The organism is Crossiella sp. S99.2, from assembly GCF_023094165.1.
Classification (GTDB): Bacteria; Actinomycetota; Actinomycetes; order Mycobacteriales; family Pseudonocardiaceae; genus Crossiella.
Genome location: NZ_JALMDK010000010.1, coordinates 217,859 through 235,281 on the forward strand (window position 1 = coordinate 217,859; position 17,423 = coordinate 235,281).

14 protein-coding genes are annotated in these 17,423 nt (G+C 70.8%); all 14 read left to right on the top strand.

What is annotated here, in order from left to right; translation table 11 throughout:
- Genes MZC64_RS33615 through MZC64_RS33680 form a run of 14 tightly spaced genes read left to right on the top strand, consistent with a single transcriptional unit; the run spans position 1 to position 17,417 of the window.
- Positions 1–1,224, top strand: coding sequence for a DUF4255 domain-containing protein (locus MZC64_RS33615; protein WP_247763584.1), 1,224 nt, complete (start codon positions 1–3; stop codon positions 1,222–1,224).
- A complete protein-coding gene (locus MZC64_RS48925; protein ID WP_247763585.1) occupies positions 1,221–3,323 on the top strand; it encodes an ATP-binding protein in 2,103 nt (700 codons plus the stop codon). Before MZC64_RS33615 ends, MZC64_RS48925 begins: the two co-directional genes overlap by 4 nt.
- A complete protein-coding gene (locus MZC64_RS33625; RefSeq protein WP_247763586.1) occupies positions 3,316–3,570 on the top strand; it encodes a hypothetical protein in 255 nt (84 codons plus the stop codon). Before MZC64_RS48925 ends, MZC64_RS33625 begins: the two co-directional genes overlap by 8 nt.
- A complete protein-coding gene (locus MZC64_RS33630) occupies positions 3,567–4,931 on the top strand; it encodes a DUF4157 domain-containing protein (protein ID WP_247763587.1) in 1,365 nt (454 codons plus the stop codon). The genes MZC64_RS33625 and MZC64_RS33630 overlap by 4 nt, the downstream gene beginning before the upstream one ends.
- Position 4,932: 1 nt before the next feature.
- Positions 4,933–6,012, top strand: coding sequence for a hypothetical protein (locus tag MZC64_RS33635; RefSeq protein WP_247763588.1), 1,080 nt, complete (start codon positions 4,933–4,935; stop codon positions 6,010–6,012).
- A complete protein-coding gene (locus MZC64_RS33640) occupies positions 6,009–6,665 on the top strand; it encodes a hypothetical protein (protein ID WP_247763589.1) in 657 nt (218 codons plus the stop codon). Before MZC64_RS33635 ends, MZC64_RS33640 begins: the two co-directional genes overlap by 4 nt.
- Before the next feature lie 12 nt (positions 6,666–6,677).
- Positions 6,678–6,983, top strand: a complete 306-nt coding sequence (locus MZC64_RS33645; protein ID WP_247763681.1) for a LysM domain-containing protein — start codon at positions 6,678–6,680, stop codon at positions 6,981–6,983.
- On the top strand, positions 6,973–8,100 hold the full coding sequence (locus MZC64_RS33650; protein WP_247763590.1) for a hypothetical protein: 1,128 nt from the start codon (positions 6,973–6,975) through the stop codon (positions 8,098–8,100). Before MZC64_RS33645 ends, MZC64_RS33650 begins: the two co-directional genes overlap by 11 nt.
- Positions 8,097–8,609 (top strand): phage baseplate assembly protein V, encoded by a 513-nt coding sequence (locus MZC64_RS33655; protein ID WP_247763591.1) that lies wholly within the window; start codon positions 8,097–8,099, stop codon positions 8,607–8,609. The genes MZC64_RS33650 and MZC64_RS33655 overlap by 4 nt, the downstream gene beginning before the upstream one ends.
- Positions 8,610–8,622: 13 nt before the next feature.
- Entirely contained in the window at positions 8,623–8,958 is a 336-nt protein-coding gene (locus tag MZC64_RS33660; RefSeq protein WP_247763592.1) for a hypothetical protein, read from the top strand.
- A complete protein-coding gene (locus MZC64_RS33665) occupies positions 8,958–9,320 on the top strand; it encodes a GPW/gp25 family protein (protein ID WP_247763593.1) in 363 nt (120 codons plus the stop codon). The genes MZC64_RS33660 and MZC64_RS33665 overlap by 1 nt, the downstream gene beginning before the upstream one ends.
- Positions 9,317–12,034, top strand: coding sequence for a putative baseplate assembly protein (locus MZC64_RS33670; protein WP_247763594.1), 2,718 nt, complete (start codon positions 9,317–9,319; stop codon positions 12,032–12,034). The genes MZC64_RS33665 and MZC64_RS33670 overlap by 4 nt, the downstream gene beginning before the upstream one ends.
- Positions 12,031–15,228 (top strand): putative baseplate assembly protein, encoded by a 3,198-nt coding sequence (locus MZC64_RS33675; RefSeq protein ID WP_247763595.1) that lies wholly within the window; start codon positions 12,031–12,033, stop codon positions 15,226–15,228. The genes MZC64_RS33670 and MZC64_RS33675 overlap by 4 nt, the downstream gene beginning before the upstream one ends.
- A complete protein-coding gene (locus MZC64_RS33680) occupies positions 15,225–17,417 on the top strand; it encodes a hypothetical protein (RefSeq protein ID WP_247763596.1) in 2,193 nt (730 codons plus the stop codon). The genes MZC64_RS33675 and MZC64_RS33680 overlap by 4 nt, the downstream gene beginning before the upstream one ends.
- Positions 17,418–17,423: the final 6 nt, after the last annotated feature.

Here is a 17,423-nt window from a genome sequence, read left to right on the forward strand (position 1 = left end):
ATGAGCAACGCCAGAGTGATCGAGGCCGTGACCCAGATCCTCAAGGGCATCCTCCAGTCCGGTGTGGACCGGGTCTACGACGGGGTGCGCGCCACCACCATGCCGCCGGACAAGGTCGGCGACACCGGGCACGAGGTGCAGCTCAATCTGTTCCTGTATCAGACCACTGTGGACAGTGCCTGGCGCAACGACCCGTTCCCGGCCAACGCCACCCGGCGCGGCGAGTCCGGGTTCCCGCCGCTGCCGCTGGTGTTGCACTACCTGGTCACGCCGGTGGTCCGGGACGGGGACGAGATCGTCGCGCACCGGGTGCTCGGCGGCGCGTTGCGCGCCCTGCATGACCATCCCGTGCTCAGCGGCGCGGAGCTGAACAGCAAGGCCCCGTACGCCAGGGTGGCCGAGGAGGTCGAGTCGGTCAGCGTGACGCCGCTGCCCGCCGGGACCGATGAGCTGACCAACCTGTGGTCGGCCTTCCAGACGCCGTACCGGATGTCGATGGCCTATGAGGCCAGGGTGGTGCTGATCGAGAGCGAACGCGAGTCCCGGGCGCCGGTGCCGGTGCTGCGCCGTGGTGAGGACGACCGCGGACCGATCGCGGTGCCCGAGGTGGGCACCGGGTTCCCGACCCTGGACACGGTGGAGGTCGAGGACGAGCACCCGGCCGCACTGCTCGGTGAGGCGATCGTGTTGCGGGGCACCAATCTGGCCGGAGCGGACCTCGAAGTCAGCCTGAGCCACCCGCTGCTGGGCGCGCCGGTCAAGCCGGCGATCACCGAGAAATCCGCCACCCACCTCGGGTTCCGGGTGCCCGCCGACGTCGAGCGCACACCTGCCGGGTTCTGGACCGCGACCGTCTCGCTCACCAGCACCGAGGGGGATCGCTTGCACAGCAACGCGATCCCGGTCGGCATCGGGCCGCGGATCACCAGCCGGATGCCGATGGAGGTGCACCGGCTGCGGGACGCCGAGGGCTCGGTGGAGGTCAACCTCACCTTGGAGCCCGAGGTGCGGCCGGGGCAGCGGGTGTTCCTGCTGCTCGGCTCGCGGGCCGTGCCGCCGCGGGAGTTCCGCGAGGCCACCGGATCCCTGGAGTTCCGGGTGCCCTTCGCCGAGGAAGGCAGCCACCTGACCCGGGTCCGGGTGGACGGGGTGGACACCCGCCTGGTCAACCGCGAGCCGGTCATCCCGGTCTTCGACGACACCCAGCGGGTGACCGTCCGGTGAACGCCGATCCGGGCTGGCAGCTCGCCAACGACCGCTACCTGGGGGCCTCCCTGGCCTGGCTGCGGCTGAAACTGCGCCACCACATCGAACTCCGCCGCGGTGCGCCTGCGCAGCCACCGCCCCCGCCGCAACCATCGCAGCCGCCCGCCCAGGTGCGCCGGGCCCGCTGGTTCGCCGCGGACCCCGAACCCGAGGCCCCGGTCCCACTGCCGCCACCGCCGCCCGCGCCGCCGAACGCGCTGGCCGCGCTCACCCGCGAGCTGGAGGTGGTCAGCCGGGTGCGGGCCGAGGCCGCGACCGGGGAGCACCGGCCCGCGTTGCTGACCGTGGCCGAGCTGTTCGGGCTCTCCGAGTTCGAGCGGGACACGCTGCTGCTGTGCGCGGCCGCCGAACTGGATCCGTCCATCACCAGCCTGTGCGCGCTCGCGCACGGCAACGAACGCATGGGCTTCCCCAGTTTCGGGCTCGCGCTCAGCGTGCTGCCCGAGCCGGCCTGGGACGTGGTCGCACCGCATCGCGGACTGCGCCGCTGGCAGTTCATCGAGATCAACCAGCTGCCGGGCCAGCCGCTGGTCACCAGTGCGCTGCGCACCGACGAGCGGGTGGTCAGCTACCTGAAGGGACTCAACCACCTCGACGACCGACTGGACCCACTGGTGTCCATTGTGGAGGAAGCCAGACGGGTCGAGCTGCCGCCCTCGCAGCGGGCCGCGCAGGAACAGGTCAGCGCGGAATGGGTGTCCGGCGGCGGCGCCGTGGTGCAGCTGGCCGGGGCCGATGAGCCCAGCAAACTGCTGATCGCGCAACGGGCCGCGGCCGAGGTGGGGCTGGTGCTCTACCGGATGCCCGCCGCGTTGCTGCCGGACCAACCGAAACAGCTCGACGAGCTGGCTCGACTGTGGCAGCGGGAGTCCGCGCTCCTGCCACTCGCGCTGTACCTGGACATCGGCGATGACCCCGCGGGAACCGCCGAGACCCCAACGGTGTCCCCGGTGGGCCGGTTCGTGTCCAGGATCGGCGGCCCGGTGCTGTTGGGCACCAGGGAGAGCCGGCCCGAGCTGGGACGTCGCTCGGTGGTGGTGGACGTCGCCCCGCCCACCGCCACCGAGCGCGTCGCCGCCTGGCGACAAGCCCTTGGGCCCCAGGCGCCCGAGCACGTGATCACCGGGCTGGCCGCGCAGTTCGCCATGGACACCGCGGCGATCAGCGAACTCGGCGCGCTGGCCGGCGGCGGGGAACGCGCGCTGTGGCGGGGCTGCCTGGCCAGGACCCGGCCACGGATGGACGCCCTCGCTCAGCGGCTGGAACCCAAGGTCGGCTGGGACGACATCGTGCTGCCGCCGGAGGAACTGACCCTGCTGCACCGGATCGCCGAGCAGGTCGCGCACCGCACCCGGGTGCACAGCGACTGGGGCTTTGGTGATCGGATCACCCGCGGGCTGGGCGTCACCGCGTTGTTCAGCGGACCCAGCGGCACCGGCAAGACCATGGCCGCGGAGGTGCTGGCCGCCGAACTCGGCCTGGACCTGTACCGGATCGACCTGTCCGCGGTGGTCAGCAAGTACATCGGCGAGACCGAGAAGAATCTGCGGCGCCTGTTCGACGCGGCCGAGACCGGGGGCGCGATCCTGTTCTTCGACGAGGCCGACGCGTTGTTCGGCAAACGCAGCGAGGTCAAGGACAGTCACGACCGCTACGCCAACATCGAGATCAACTACCTGCTGCAGCGGATGGAGTCCTACAGCGGCCTGGCCGTGCTGGCCACCAACCTGCGCAACGCCCTGGACAACGCGTTCCTGCGCCGCCTGCGCTTCATCGTCGGCTTCCCCTTCCCGGGCGTGGAGCAACGCAAAGCCATCTGGCGCAAGGCATTCCCGCCGCAGGCCCCGATCGCCGAACTGGACTTCGACCGGCTGGCCACCCTGCAGGTCAGCGGCGGCATGGCGCGCAACATCGCGCTCAACGCCGCCTTCCTGGCCGCCAGCGGCGACGGCGTGATCACCATGCCGGTGGTGCTGGCCGCCGCCCGCACCGAGTTCCGCAAACTCGACCTGCCGGTGCAGGACCGCGATTTCGAGCTGGTGAACCGCCATGGCTGACCGGATCGAACTGCGCATCGACCACCTGGTGCTCGATGGCGTGGCAGAGCCCCACCAGGTCACCGAGATCACCGAGGCGGTGCACGCGGAACTGACCCGCCTGCTGACCGCGGCCCCCGCCGGGCGCTGGGCCCCGGCGCGGCGCCGCCGGGCGGTTGGCCGGGCCGTCGTCACGGGACGGCCCGGCCAACTCGCCACCACCATCGCCCAGTCCGTGCACCAGGCCGTCCGCGGAGGTGTCGAATGACTCGACAGCACCAGACCCGCAACCCCGGCACCCCGGCCACCGCGGGCCAGGGCCAGGCCCTGGAACCCGTGGTGCGGCACGACCTGGAGGCCCGGTTCCACGCCGACTTCAGCCAGGTCCGCGTGCATACCGGTCCCGAGGCCGCGGCCGACGCCAACGCCCTGGACGCCCGCGCCTACACCGTCGGACAGCACATCGTCTTCGGCGCCGAGGACTACCAACCGTCCACAATGGCCGGTCGGGGCCTGCTCGCGCACGAGCTGGCGCACACCCTGCAACAGGGCAACGCCCAGCCCCGCCCCGGACTCCCGGTGAGCCGGGTGTCCGACCACGCCGAGGGCGAGGCCAGGGCCGCGGTCGAGGCCGTCACCGACGGCCGCAGGCCGATTGTCCGAAGTGGACAGCAACCGGTACTGGCCCGGCAGACCAAGGGCGAGAAGCCCAAACCGGTGCCCAAGAAGAAAACCGCGGAGGAACTGGCGGCCGAGGCCACGGCCAAGCGGGAAGCCCTGGACGCCAAGGCCCGCGAGTTCGGCGCGGCAGACTACGCCGACTACAAGGCCAACCTGGTCGGCGGCACCGTCTTCGGCGTGGCCATCGCCGCGCGTGGACCGGTGCACCCGCGCTTCCTGCGCAAGCTCAAGCAGGTCGAGGCGGACGCGCTGGCCGCCAACGGCGGGGCCGACCTCGGCGTGCGCGGTGTGCTCGGCTACTACCCGGGCGGACTGCACGCCTGGGGCCGGGCGGTGGACCTCAACCTGGGCCGCAACGTCTACGTCACCCACTCCGACGGCGAGCAGGGCATTTCCGCGCTGGTCGACCCGGTCTACGACCGCATCGCCCGCCGCATGCTCCACCGCGACTCCGCGCTGGTGCACGGCACGAAGAAGATCGCCGTCGACACCGGGCTGGTCGCACCCGGCAAGGCGCCCAGCCGGGACCAGGAGTTCGAGCTGATCGCCCAGGAGAACGACGCGATGATCGACTACTTCGCGGCGATCCGCACCGAGGACCCGAGGATCCCGGCCCGCAGGGTGTCCCGGACCGTGCTCACCACCCCGCTCACCCCGGATGATCCGGGCATCGAACAGATCCGGCAGGACTTCGACATCCTGCGCGGTGTCGGCCAACCGGTGTTCGGCGACAAGGACTACCCGTTCCAGGACAAGACCGGCGGCAAGCAGGTCGACCGCACCCCGCACGGCGGATTCCTGGACCTGCCCCGCGAGCTGGTCAACGCCGCCAGGGCCCGCGGATTGCGCTGGGGCGGCACCGATTTCGGCGCGGAGAGCGGCGACATGATGCACATCGACGACGCCAACCACTCGGCCGAGTACCGCGGACCCGGGAACTGGAGCTGACATGCCAGGAGAACGAGTCCAGCAAACCCGGCCCGCCACCCCGGCGCCCGCCCCCGCACCCGGCCTGGCCAGGGCGTGGACCCCGCTCGGGCCGATCGCGGTCGACGGCCTCGGCGCGGTCCCGCTGACCGGTGACAAGGACCGCGACGAGGCGCTCAAGCAGATCAACGCCACCCTGGACGTGGCCGGGCACTACACCGGTTTCGGCCGGGAGAACACCGCGGTCACCGCCGAACACCAGCGCTCCGGCCGCTGGCTGGCCGGGGTGATCACCCGGCACCTGATCCGGGTGCCGAACCTGCGCCTGGTCATCACCAGCCGGGGCGATCCCCTTGCCGCCCAACGCGCCCAGGCTGTGCGCGCGATGCTGGTGTCCTTCGGACTCGCCGAGCACATCCTGCGGGTGCGGACCGAGACCACCGCCGGGGACAGCTCGGTGCGGGTCGGCATCGACCCGCTGACCTTCCTCACCCAGCTCGCCCCGCAGAAACCCTTGCCGCCCAGCACACCGCCGCCGATCAAGCCGCCGCTGGTGACCAAAGCGAACCAGTCCGGCCGGTCCCCGGTGCCCGCCGAAGGCGAGGCCAGCACCAGCGACAGCTATGCCGAGGCCGGCAAGACCGCGCTCAAGGCGACACTGAAACTGCCCGAGATCGCCAACCAGGTCAACCAGCTCAAGAGCATCGCCGACCAGCGCAAGGACGAGGTGCTCAAAGGGCTTCGGCCGGATGGTTGGGTCGCGGTCGGGGTGGTCGGCGGCACGATGGCCGGGATCACCGGGTACGGCATGACGCAGAACAAGGATCTGCGCGAGTTCCTGCTGCCCAAGCTGCTCGACCTGACCATCGACCTGCCGTCGAAATGGCTGCCCAACGGGGTTTCGGTCACCGCGGGACCGCAGAAACTCGACCTCGGCCTGGATCTCGGCTCGGCCATCCCGGCCCTGGGCAAGCTCGGCGACCCGTTCCGGCTGAAGTTCAACGGCAGCCTCGAACCCGGCAAGGACCGCGCGGTGGACTTCACCATCGGGTTCACCCTGGAGATCGACCTCACCCCCCGTTCGACAGGAGCGCCGCGATGACCGCACGGATCACGCCGAAGACCGCGCGGGGCGGTTTTGTCCTGGTGGAGCCCAAAATGGGCCAGGAGAAAAAGGTCATCACCTTCCAGTACAACCCGGACACGCTCACCCGCACCCTGCGCCCGCAGACCGCCGACAACCCGGGTGACCGGCTGGAGTCGTTGCGGCTCAAGGGACCCGCGCAGGAGACCTACAAGTTCGACGCCGAGTTCGACGCCGCCGACCAGCTCGACCAGCCCGACCGCTACCGGATCGTGGCCGAACACGGACTGCACCCGATCCTGGCCGCACTGGAGATGTCCTTCTCGCCCACGGTGAAACAGCTCACCGGGGAGAACGACGACGCCCGGATCGGACTGATCGACATCGCCCCGGTGGAAGCCCCACTGACCCTGTTGGTACTCGGCACCAAACGGGTGCTGCCGGTGCGGATCACCGAGTTCAGCGTGACCGAGGAAGCCTTCGACACCGCGCTCAACCCGATCCGCGCCAAGGTCAGCGTGGGCGCGCAGGTGCTGTCCGTGGACGACCTCGGCTTCGACCACCGGGGCGGCCAGCTCTACCTGCGGCACCAGACCCGCCGCGAGTTGTTCGCCGATCTCGTCACCGACTCGCTCGGCGCGGTCGGCCTGCCCAGCCTTCCCGGAGTGTGAGCCGTGATCCCGATGTCCAGCCGCTACCACGGCGTGCCGACCACCCAGCACACCCTGCCCGACGGCCGGGTGATCACCCACCTGCGCCGTCGCCCGATGCCCAAACCCGAGGACCTCAGCCAGATCGCCGACCACGTGGTCGCCCCGGGGGAACGCCTGGACGTGATTGCCTTCCAGGTGCTCGGCGACGCCGAAGCGGCCTGGCGGATCGCCGACGCCAACGGCGCGGTCGACCCAGACGAGCTGACCGCGACCCCCGGCCGCCGGCTGCGGATCACCCTGCCCTACGGCGTGCCCGGGACCGGCGATGGCGGGTGAGTTCCAGCTCCAGCTCTATATCGGCAAGGTCGCGGTGCAACCCGCTCCGGCCTTGCTCACCGACGCGTTGCAGTCGGCCAAGGTGATCAGCAGCGCCCGCGACCGCACCGGATTCCAGCTCACCTTCGCGGTCAGCCGGAACTCGCCGATCACCACCACCCTGCTGCCCGCCGGCGCACTCGACCCGGAAACCCGGATCATCCTGGTGGCACTGGTCCGCGGCCTGCCACAGGTGCTGGTGGACGGCGTGATCACCACCCAGTCGATGAGCCCCGGCACCGAACCCGGCACCGCCACCCTGACCATCACCGGCGAGGACCTACTGGTGCTGCTGGACCTGGTCAAGGAACGGGACAACCACCTTTTCCTGCCACCGGACCTGCGGGTCGCCAAGATCCTGGCCAAGGAGAAGTACTTTAAGTACGGCATCCTGCCCGGCGCGGTGCCCACGGTGATCCCGGAAATCCCCGACCTCGCCGGGCAGGGCGCGGTGCAGACCGACACCGACCTGGACTACCTCGAATCGCTGGCCCGCAAGGCCGGGTACACCTTCTACCTCATCCCCAACCGGCTGCCCGGCACCAGCGTCGCCTACTGGGGCCCGGAAATCCGGATCGGCGTGCCGCAGCCCGCGCTGACCGTGGACTCCGGCACCGCGACCAACGTGGAATCGTTGAGCTTCACCATGAACGGCCTGGCCCGCACCCGGTGGACGATGGACATCACCATCCCGTTCACCAAACTGACCCGATCCGTCGCGGTGCCCGACCTCAGCCTGCTGCGCCCACCGCTGGCCCTGCGACCCGCCCCGCAGCTCAAAGAAGCCCCGTTGCCCAGCACCGCCAACAAATCCTTCGCCGAGGTGAGCCTGCTCGGCCTGGCCGCCACCGCCAAGGAAGCCGACGCGGTCACCGCCGAAGGCAGCCTGGATGTGTTGCGGTACGGGCACATTCTGCGTTCCCGGGAACTGGTCGGGGTGCGCGGCGCCGGACTCGCCTACGACGGCCTCTACTACGTCACCAGCGTCACCCACGACCTCCAGCGCGGCCAGTACAAGCAGACCTTCAGCCTCAGCAGGGACGGACTCGTCTCTCTCACCCAGCAGGTGCCGACATGATCGAGCAGAGCACGAAGTTCACCGGCCTCTACCGCGGCGTGGTGGTCTCCGCCATCGACCCCCTGGACCGGGGCCGGTTGCTGGTCAAGGTTTCCGACGTGCTCGGCGACCTGCCCGCGATCTGGGCCGAACCGGCCACCCCCCTAGCAACCCCCGGCGGTGGCGGCATCTACGTGCGGCCGCTGCCGATGGCCGGGGTGTGGATCGGGTTCGAGGAGGGCGACCCGGAACGCGCGGTGTGGCTGGGATTCTGGCGTGGCGGAAAGCACGAGGTGCCCGCCGAGGCCAACGCCGCGCTGCCCGGGGTGCCGGTGATGGTGCTGGCCACCTCGGCGCAGAACTCCATCGTGCTCAACGACAGTCCCGGCGGCGGCCTCACCCTGCGGCACGGCACCGCGCTGATCTCCATCACCGACGCCGGAATCCTGCTGTCCAACGGCAAGGGCGCGACGATCACCCTGGCCGGCAACACGGTCAGCGTCAACGGCCCCGCGCTGCAAGTGACCTGAGGGGGAGAAAACCATGCCAGGATTCCTGTTCCACGTCGGCGCGGTGATGACCTGCGGGCATGCCGGTCAGGCCAAGGTGGTCACACCGGGCCAGAGCCGGGTGCTGGTCGGCGGTCAGCCGGTGGCCACCGCGACCGCGCAGATCCTCGTCACCGGCTGCCCCGGTGTGCCGCCCGCCCCGCCCTGCACCAAGGTCCAGTGGACCGGACTGGCGAGCCGGGTGCGCGCGACGGGCTCACCGGTGCTGGTGCAGGCCACCGTGTCCGGGCCGGGCAACGGGATCTGCGCCGGGCCACCGCCGCCGGTGCCGATCGTGGTGTCCGTGCAACCGCGGGTCCGGGGGCTGTGATGCACATCGACTTCCCGTACCAGATCGACCACCGCGGCCGCACCGCCGAGACCACGCATCCCGACCACGTGCGGGACCTCGTCGAGCAGTTGCTGTTCACCACGCCGGGGGAGCGGGTCAACCGGCCGGACTTCGGTTGCGGCCTCCTCGAATTGGTGTTCGCGCCCAACAGCCCCGAACTGGCCGCCACCTTGCAAGCCAGTACCCAGGCCGCGTTGCAGCGTTACCTCGGCGACGTGCTCACCGTGATCGAGCTGACCGTGCTCGCCGAGGAGTCCACGCTCAGCGTCACCCTGCGGTACCGGCTGCTCAGCACCGGCGAGATCCACACCGAGACCATCGAGGGGAGCGTGACCCCATGACCGAGACACTCCACTATGGACAGACATGGCGAGCCAGGCTGCGCGCCTCCGGTCGTTGCGGCCTGGACGCGATCGAGGTCGACGAGTCCGGTCTGGTGCTCACCGTGCTGCTCTACGGCAAGGCCCCCGAGGATCTCGGCCCGGAGCACTTCCGGATCACCGGCGGCAGGCGGATCACCGGCATCCGGGTCCGCACCGCCGAACTGCTCTCACCCGAGGACCCCGACCTGGAAGATCGAGTGCGGCTCGGCGTGGACCGGGCCGGGGACTTTTCCACCTACACCCTGCACGCGGTCACCGCCGGACCCGACGGCGTGCCCACCGAACAACCGCACCCCGGCTTCGACCCGCGCTACGCCAGCCTGGACTTCTCGTTCAAACAGCACTGCCCGACCGACGCGGACTGCAAGCCGGGGGAAAGTCCACAAGGGACGGACCTGCCGCCCGCGATCGACTACCTGGCCAAGGATTATTCCAGCTTCCGGCAACTACTCCTGGACCGGCTCAGCCTGACCGTGCCGGACTGGCAGGAACGCCGCGTCCCCGACCTCGGCATCGCACTGGCCGAACTGCTCGCCTACACCGGCGACCGGCTCAGCTACAAGCAGGACGCGGTCGCGGGCGAGGCATACCTGGACACCGCCCGCGAACGCATCTCAGTCCGCAGGCACGTCCGGCTGGTCGACTACCCGATGCACGACGGCTGCGCCGCCCGCACCGCCGTGCAGCTCACCGTCGACCGCCCGGTCCAGCTCAACCCCGGCGAATTCCGGTTCATCACCCTGAAACCCGGGATCCTGCCCGGCCAGGCCGCACTCACCGAGGCCCAGCTGCGGGCCGCGCACGTGCCCGACGGCAGCTACGAGATCTTCGAGCCGCTCACCCCGGACGGCCTGCGCCTGCGCGAGCCGCACAACCGGATCTCGCTGTGGACCTGGGGCGGCGAGGAAACCCTGCTGCCCACCGGCACCACCTCGGCGACCCTGCGCGACTGCGATCTCCAGCTCAAACCCGGTGATCTCCTGCTGTTCGAGGAGATCGTGGGCCCGGCCACCGGTCGTCCCGCCGACGCCGACCCGGCACACCGCCAGGTGGTCCGGCTCACCGGTGTCACTCCGGCCGTCGATCCGCTCTACGACAACGAACCGCTCCTGGAAGTCAGCTGGGACCGCGCCGACGCGCTGACCTTCCCACTGCTGATCACCACCGACCGGGAACCCGGCTGCCCGCCCCTGGAGATCAGTGTGGCTCGCGGCAACCTGGTCCTGGTCGAACACGGCCGGTTGCTGCCCCGCGAACCGATCACCCTGCCCGCACCGGTGCTCAGCCGCGGCCCGGTCACCCAGCACGCCGCCTTCGGCGCACCCGAAATCGTGGCTGAGCAGCAAGCCACGCTGGTCGCCCGCATTCCTTCCTGGGCCAGGGCATTCGTCCGTGAACTGTGGGCCAAGGTCCGCGACGGCGGCACCCTCACCGAACCGGAGACCACCCGAATCACCGTCCTTTTCGGACGGAAACCCCTGGCCAGGCTCGCCCGCGACCCACTGGGCACGCTGGTGCGGCTGCTGTCCGACTTCGACGAGTTCCTCGCCGCCAAACTCCGCCGGATCAGCGTGCTCACCCGCCGGGCCCGCCGCGGCATGGTGCTGGACCAGGGCATTGCCTGGGAACTGGAACAGAGCTGGGGCGAGGGCTGCGAACTCGATCCGCGCCGCCCCGAGTTCCTCGGCCCGGTCGCCCGCAACCTGCCCACCGACCCGCGCACCGCCCTGCCCGCCGTCCTCCTGCGCGATGAGGACGGCAACACCTGGACGCCGCAACGGGATCTCCTGGACAGCGGGCCGACCGACCGGCACTTCGTCGGCGAACTCGACGACGAAGGCCGCCTGCACCTGCGCTTCGGCGACAACCGGCATGGCCGCACACCCCGCGCCGAGGACAACCTCACCGCCGAGTACCGGATCAGCCGGCCTGCTGCCGGAAACGTCGGCCGCGACACCATCACCCGCCTGCTCACCCGCCAGCGCACCATCGCCGGCATCAGCCAGGTCCGCAACCCCTTGCCCGGCAAGGGCGGCACCGACCCCGAACCGGTCAGCCAGGTCCGCGACCGGGCCCCGATCGAACCGACCACCCGGCTGCTGCGCGCGGTCACCGCCGAGGACTACGCCACCCTGGCCGGACAGGTCCGCGGCGTGCAGCGGGCCGCGGCCGCGTTGCGCTGGAACGGCAGCTGGTACGAGGCCCAGGTGGCGGTGGACCCACTCGGTCTGAGCGAACCGCCGCCCGCGCTGCTGGACACCGTGCGGGACACGCTCCGGCACTACCGCAAGATCGGCCACGACCTCCAGGTGTGCGCCGCCCAGCTGGTGCCCCTGGACGTCGGACTGGAGGTGTGCGCGGAAGCCGGCCAAGTCAACGCGCACGTCCGGGCGGCCCTGCGGAAAGCATTGGGCGGCAACGGATTATTCCATCCGGATAACCAGACCTTCGGCGAACCCGTGCGGGCCAGCGTGATCATCGCCACCGCCGCGGCCGTGCCCGGAGTGCGCAGCGTCCGCCTCACCAAGCTGCAACGCCTGTTCGCGCCACCCGCGGGAGAACTGGACCGCGGGCTGCTGCCGCTGGCCGCACTGGAGGTGGCCCAGCTCGACAACGACCCCGCCCGGCCGGAGCACGGCCGCCTGACCGTGACTGTCCGAGGTGGACGATGACCGGCAACCCCATCCACAACCGGACCGGCCTGGCCGCCATCGCCCACCGGATCGGCACCCACCGCAGCCTTCTCGACGCGGCAAAGAAGAAGCTGTCCGCACACCCGGCGCTGGATCCGTTGACCGCCAGGGACACCGACGATGTCAGCATCGCGCTGCTCGACGGCTGGGCCTGCCTCGGCGAGGTGCTCAGCTTCTACACCGAACGCCTGGCCAACGAGGGCTACCTGCGCACCGCCACCGACCCCGAGTCGATCCGGTTGCTCGGCCGCCTGGTCGGCCACCAGCCGCGGCCCTCGGTGGGCGCCAGCGCCTACCTGTCCTACACCCTGGCCGACGGCGCGGACACCGTCCTGGACGCCGGGAACCGGGCCACCAGCAGCGCCGCCGGCACCCCGCCGCAGAGCTTCGAGACCAGCGTGGACCTGCGCGCCAAGGCCGACTGGAACGACCTGGGCATCCGCCGATTCCAGCCGAGGGACCTGACAGTCCAGGAAATCCCGGCCCTGCCGCTGATCGAGATCGACGGCGTCGATGCCGGCATCAGCGGCGGCAACCGGCTGCTGTTCGACTTCGGCGCCAAGAACCCGCCGATCCTGCGCACCGCCATCGGCGCCCGCCCGCAGCCCGAACTCGGCTACACCATCGTCGACTTCCAGCCACCGGATCCGCGCCGCGACTACCAGAACGGGCTGACCGCACTGATCAACGCGGTCAGCACCGCAAAGGACCCGCGCAACAAGTTCACCACCGCCGTCACCAAGGACCTCCTGGAGCCCTTGGGCACCGCGCTCCCCGGCACCGCCGAGCAGGCCCTGCGCACCGTGCTGCGCAGCGCGATGTACCGGATCCCGGAGATCCTGGCGGTCGGCCGGGCCAACGTGCTCGCCCCGCGCTACTGGCTGGACCGGCTGGAAGCGGTGCTGCTGGCCGGGCACAACGCACTCCGGCTGGCCGCGATCGTGCTCGGCGACCGCTACCCGCCCGCCGAATTCGCGCTGCGCGCGGCGACCCAATCCGCGGACGAGTGCCCCACGGACGAATGCCCACCCCCGATCCCGCCGGAGGACCGCCCGGAAACGGTGGAGGGCCTGGTGAAACTGCTGCCCGCGCTGCGCACCCCGCCGTCCCAGCCGCCACCCGGTTCCGCGGAACTCGACCGCGCCGTCACCGCCGCGTTCAAACCCGCCTCGGACACCGGGGTCCGGGTGCTCACCGCCGCCGACCCGAGCCTGACCGCCGTGCTGTACCAGGCCTGGTCCGAACTCGACCTCACCCCACCGTCCACAGTGGAACGACTCTGGGTGTTCCGGTCCAGCTGCTCCCCGTTCGGCCTCACCCTGCCCACCCCGCCGAGCGGCGGCGATGTCCACCTGGCCGCCGAACCCAAGTACGACCCGGTCGGGGCAGGGGAACCCACCGAACTCGCCCTCGATGCCCAGTACGACACCATCGCCCCGGACAGCTGGCTGGTACTGGAACGCCCACCGGTGGGACCGGCCGAACTGGTGGTCAAGGTGCGCAAGGTGGAGAAGCGGGTGGTCAGCCTCCAGGACTACTCGGCCACCGTCACCGTGCTCACCCTGGACCGGGCGTGGCGCACCGACGACAGCACCGTGGCCCAGGTCCGGCTCACCGCCGTGCGTTTCCAGGCCGAACCGCTGACCGTGATCGGCAATCCGATCCTCGGCGCGGTGGGTGGCGAGAAGCTCGAACTCGACCGGCTGCACCGGGATCTGACCACCGGCCGCTGGCTGATCGTCGCCGGCGAACGCGCCGACCTGCCCAACGGGATGCGCGGGGTCACCGCCGCCGAACTAGTCATGATCGGCGGCGTGCAACAGGGCGCCGACGTGGACATCCCCGGCGAACGTCCACACACGACAGTCATCCTCGCGGTACCACTGGCCTACAAGTACCACCGCTCGACCGTGCGGGTGCATGGCAATGTGGTCGAGGCCACCCAGGGCGAGACCAGATCCGAGGTGCTCGGCAGCGGCGACGCGACCGTGCCCAACCAGCGATTCACCGTGCGCGGCAAGCCGATCACCTGGCTGCCCAGCGAAACCCCGCTCGGCGCGAGCAACACCCTCGCCGTGCGGGTGGGCGGAGTCCGGTGGCAGGAAAGGGTTCTGCTCGGTGACCTCGGCCCCACCGACCTGGGTTACGTCACCAAACCCGCCGCCGACGGAGCCACCGCGGTGCTCTTCGGCGACGGCCACCACGGCGCCAGGCTGCCCACCGGCGCGGAGAACGTCACCGCGGGCTACCGGATCGGCGCCGGCGAGGCCGGCAACGTGCCGGCCGGGAAGATCGACCAGCCCGCCACCCGACCGGCCGGTGTCGATCAGGTGGTCAACCCGATCCAGGCCACCGGCGGCGCGGCCGCGGACGGACCGGAGGACACCCGCCGGGTGACCCCGTTGCGCACCAAGGCGTTGGACCGCCTGGTCTCGGTCGCGGACTACCGAGACTTCACCCAGGCCCGCGCCGGGATCGGCAAGGCCAGCGCCACCGCGCTCTCCGACGGCCGCCGCGAAGTCGCGCACGTGACCATCGCCGGAGTCCGGGACGCGCCGATCGCCCCGCACAGCGGCCTGTTCCGCACCCTGGCCGCCTCGCTCACCCGCTTCGGCGAACTGAACCTGCCGGTGGTCCTCGCGGTCCGGGAACTCACCGTGCTGGTGCTCTCCGCCGGGGTCAAGGTCCGGCCGGAGTACGAGTGGCCCGAGGTGGAAGGCAGGCTGCGGACCCGGCTGCTCGACCGATTCGGTTTCGCGGCAAGGGAACTGGGTCAGCCCGCGCACCTGAGCGAGGTGGTGGCGACCATGCAGGCGGTGGCCGGCGTCGACCACGTCGACGTGGACGCCTTCAGCGGAGTGCCGCACCAGATCGGGCCGCGCCAGATCGGCCAGATCGCCCGGTACCTCAACCAGGTCCAGGACACCGTGCCCGCCGACCCGGCCAAGCTGGAGCACTACGAGCACGAGGTCCGCTACGGCGAATCGCTCACCTCCATCGCCGAGTTCTGGTCGCTGTCCCTGGACGCCCTGGCCGCGCTCAACCCCGAGCTGACCGGCATCGACCTGGTCACCGGCTCGAAGGTGCTGGTGCGCCAGGAAATCCGGCCCGCCCAGCTCGCCGTGTTCACCCCCGGCGTGCCGGACACGCTGATCCTGCGGAGGATTCGATGACGAGCAACGACCGGTTGTTCCAGCTCCTGCCCGGCGTCTACCGGCGCCGGGACGCCGAACGCGGCGGCCAGCTGCGCGCGCTGCTGGACGTGATCACCGAACAGGCCGACCTGCTCGACGCCGACCTGGACCTGCTCTACCGCAACTGGTTCATCGAAACCAGCCAGGAATGGGCGGTGCCCTACCTCGGCGACCTGGTCGGCTACCAGCCGTTGCGCAGCCCCGGCGAGGAACTCCCGCCAGAGCGCGCCGCCGCGCTGCTGGCCGCCCTGGCCCCACGCCGCGACGTGGCCGACACCATCCGCAACCGCCGCCGCAAGGGCAACCTCGCCCTGCTGGAACAACTCGCCGCCGACGTCGCCGATTGGCCGGCCCGCGCGGTCCAGTTCTCCGCCCTGCTGCACGGATCCACCCCGGTTCGACTGTACACAGTGGACGAACGTGCCAATCGCGGTCGACGTCGCCGCGGCCGCCTGGCCGATCTCCGGCACGGCGATGCCCTGGACCGGCACGGCAACGACCCCGCCGTGCGGGCGGCCGGACTGCCCGGCCCCTTCGACACCCTCAGTCACACCGTGCGCGTCTCCCGCCCCGACTCGCGTTATCGCCGTGGTGGCCCCAACATCCCCGACGTCGGCCTGTTCGTCTGGCGGCTGCGCCCGTACCCGGTGACCAAGGCCCCCGCGTACTGCATCGAACGTGCCTACCACCACTACACCTTCTCCATCCTGGGCAACGACCTGCCACTGATCGCCAAACCGGTCCCGGAACCCAGCGGCACGCACATCGCCGAGGAGGAGAACGTGCCCGCGTTCATCCGCCGCCGCGCCTTCGCCGAACGCCTGGCCGACTACTACGGACCCGGCAAAAGCCTGTGCGTGTACCGGGATTCCCCGGACAACCCGGTCCCCCTGGCCGATGTGGTGGCCGCGGACCTGTCCGGGTGGAAGTACCGTCCGCAACGCGGCCAGGTGGCCATCGACCCGGTACTGGGCCGGATCGCCTTCGCCAGCCGCGGCGCCCCCGAATCCGGAGTCTGGGTCACCTACCACCACGGCTTCTCCGCGGACCTGGGCGGCGGCGAGTACCACCGCGGCATCACCAAGCCACCCAAGGAGATCAAGCGCTACCCGGTCGGCCCCGGCGGCGCCGAACGGATCATGGACGCGGTCGGCCAGTGGCAACAGGAACGCGCCACACACCCGCGGGCGATCATCGAGATCACCGACAACGGCGCGTACCAGGAACAAATCGACATTCCGTTGCTGCCGGGGGAGAGGCTCACCATCCGCGCCGCCGAGGGCCGCCGCCCGGTGGTCCGGCTGCTGGACTGGTACAGTAACCGCCCGGACGCGTTGCGCATCGTCGGCACCGCGCCCATGGCCGACGCCGACGGCTGCTGCCCGCCGCCACCCGAGTTCACCGTGGACGGTCTGCTGATCACCGGCCGCAGTGTGCGCATCTCCGGCCCGATGGGCCCGGTGCGGTTCCGGCACTGCACCCTGGTGCCCGGCTGGTCCCTGGACGAGCACTGCCGCCCGGCCTTCGAGGAGGAACCCAGCCTCGAACTCATCGACACCACCGCCGAACTGCACCTGGACCACTGCATCGTCGGCACCATCCGGGTCAGCCAAAGCGAAACCCGCACCGAACCACTGCGCATCCACAGCACCGACAGCGTCATCGACGCCACATCGTCCACAGTGGACGCGGTCACCGGGCCGGACTGCCGGCCCGCGCACGCCGTGTTCTCCGCCGTGCGCAGCACCGTCATCGGCCGCACCCGGGTGCACCAGCTGGGCCTGGTGGAGAACTCGATCCTGCTCGGCGAGACCTGCGTGGACCGCCTGGCCGAAGGCTGCCTGCGGTTCAGCTGGATCGAGCCCGGCGCACGCACCCCGCGCCGCCACCAATGCCAGCCCGACGTGGCCCTGGCCGACAACCCACCGGAGGCGGACCTGGTGACCGCCCGGATCCGCCCGCGCTTCACCAGCCTGCGCTACGGCGAACCCGGCTACGCCCAGCTCGCCCTGGACTGTGCCGAGGCCACCCGCCGCTGCGCCGACGACGCCGGCGAACCCGGCGTCTTCCACGACCTGTTCCAACCGCAGCGCCAGGACAACCTGCGCACCCGGATCAACGAACACCTCCCGGCCGGCTGCGAGGCCGGAATCATCCTTGTGAGCTAAGGGGAC

What these genes read in the sequence shown, in the direction of transcription:
- MZC64_RS33615 (WP_247763584.1), top strand. Translation starts at nt 1, where the DNA reads ATGAGCAACGCCAGAGTGATCGAGGCCGTGACCCAGATCCTCAAGGGC.
- MZC64_RS33645 (WP_247763681.1), top strand. Translation starts at nt 6,678, where the DNA reads ATGTCCAGCCGCTACCACGGCGTGCCGACCACCCAGCACACCCTGCCC.
- MZC64_RS33665 (WP_247763593.1), top strand. Translation starts at nt 8,958, where the DNA reads ATGCACATCGACTTCCCGTACCAGATCGACCACCGCGGCCGCACCGCC.
- MZC64_RS33670 (WP_247763594.1), top strand. Translation starts at nt 9,317, where the DNA reads ATGACCGAGACACTCCACTATGGACAGACATGGCGAGCCAGGCTGCGC.
- MZC64_RS33635 (WP_247763588.1), top strand. Translation starts at nt 4,933, where the DNA reads ATGCCAGGAGAACGAGTCCAGCAAACCCGGCCCGCCACCCCGGCGCCC.
- MZC64_RS33660 (WP_247763592.1), top strand. Translation starts at nt 8,623, where the DNA reads ATGCCAGGATTCCTGTTCCACGTCGGCGCGGTGATGACCTGCGGGCAT.
- MZC64_RS33675 (WP_247763595.1), top strand. Translation starts at nt 12,031, where the DNA reads ATGACCGGCAACCCCATCCACAACCGGACCGGCCTGGCCGCCATCGCC.
- MZC64_RS33680 (WP_247763596.1), top strand. Translation starts at nt 15,225, where the DNA reads ATGACGAGCAACGACCGGTTGTTCCAGCTCCTGCCCGGCGTCTACCGG.
- MZC64_RS33640 (WP_247763589.1), top strand. Translation starts at nt 6,009, where the DNA reads ATGACCGCACGGATCACGCCGAAGACCGCGCGGGGCGGTTTTGTCCTG.
- MZC64_RS33655 (WP_247763591.1), top strand. Translation starts at nt 8,097, where the DNA reads ATGATCGAGCAGAGCACGAAGTTCACCGGCCTCTACCGCGGCGTGGTG.
- MZC64_RS33650 (WP_247763590.1), top strand. Translation starts at nt 6,973, where the DNA reads ATGGCGGGTGAGTTCCAGCTCCAGCTCTATATCGGCAAGGTCGCGGTG.
- MZC64_RS33625 (WP_247763586.1), top strand. Translation starts at nt 3,316, where the DNA reads ATGGCTGACCGGATCGAACTGCGCATCGACCACCTGGTGCTCGATGGC.
- MZC64_RS33630 (WP_247763587.1), top strand. Translation starts at nt 3,567, where the DNA reads ATGACTCGACAGCACCAGACCCGCAACCCCGGCACCCCGGCCACCGCG.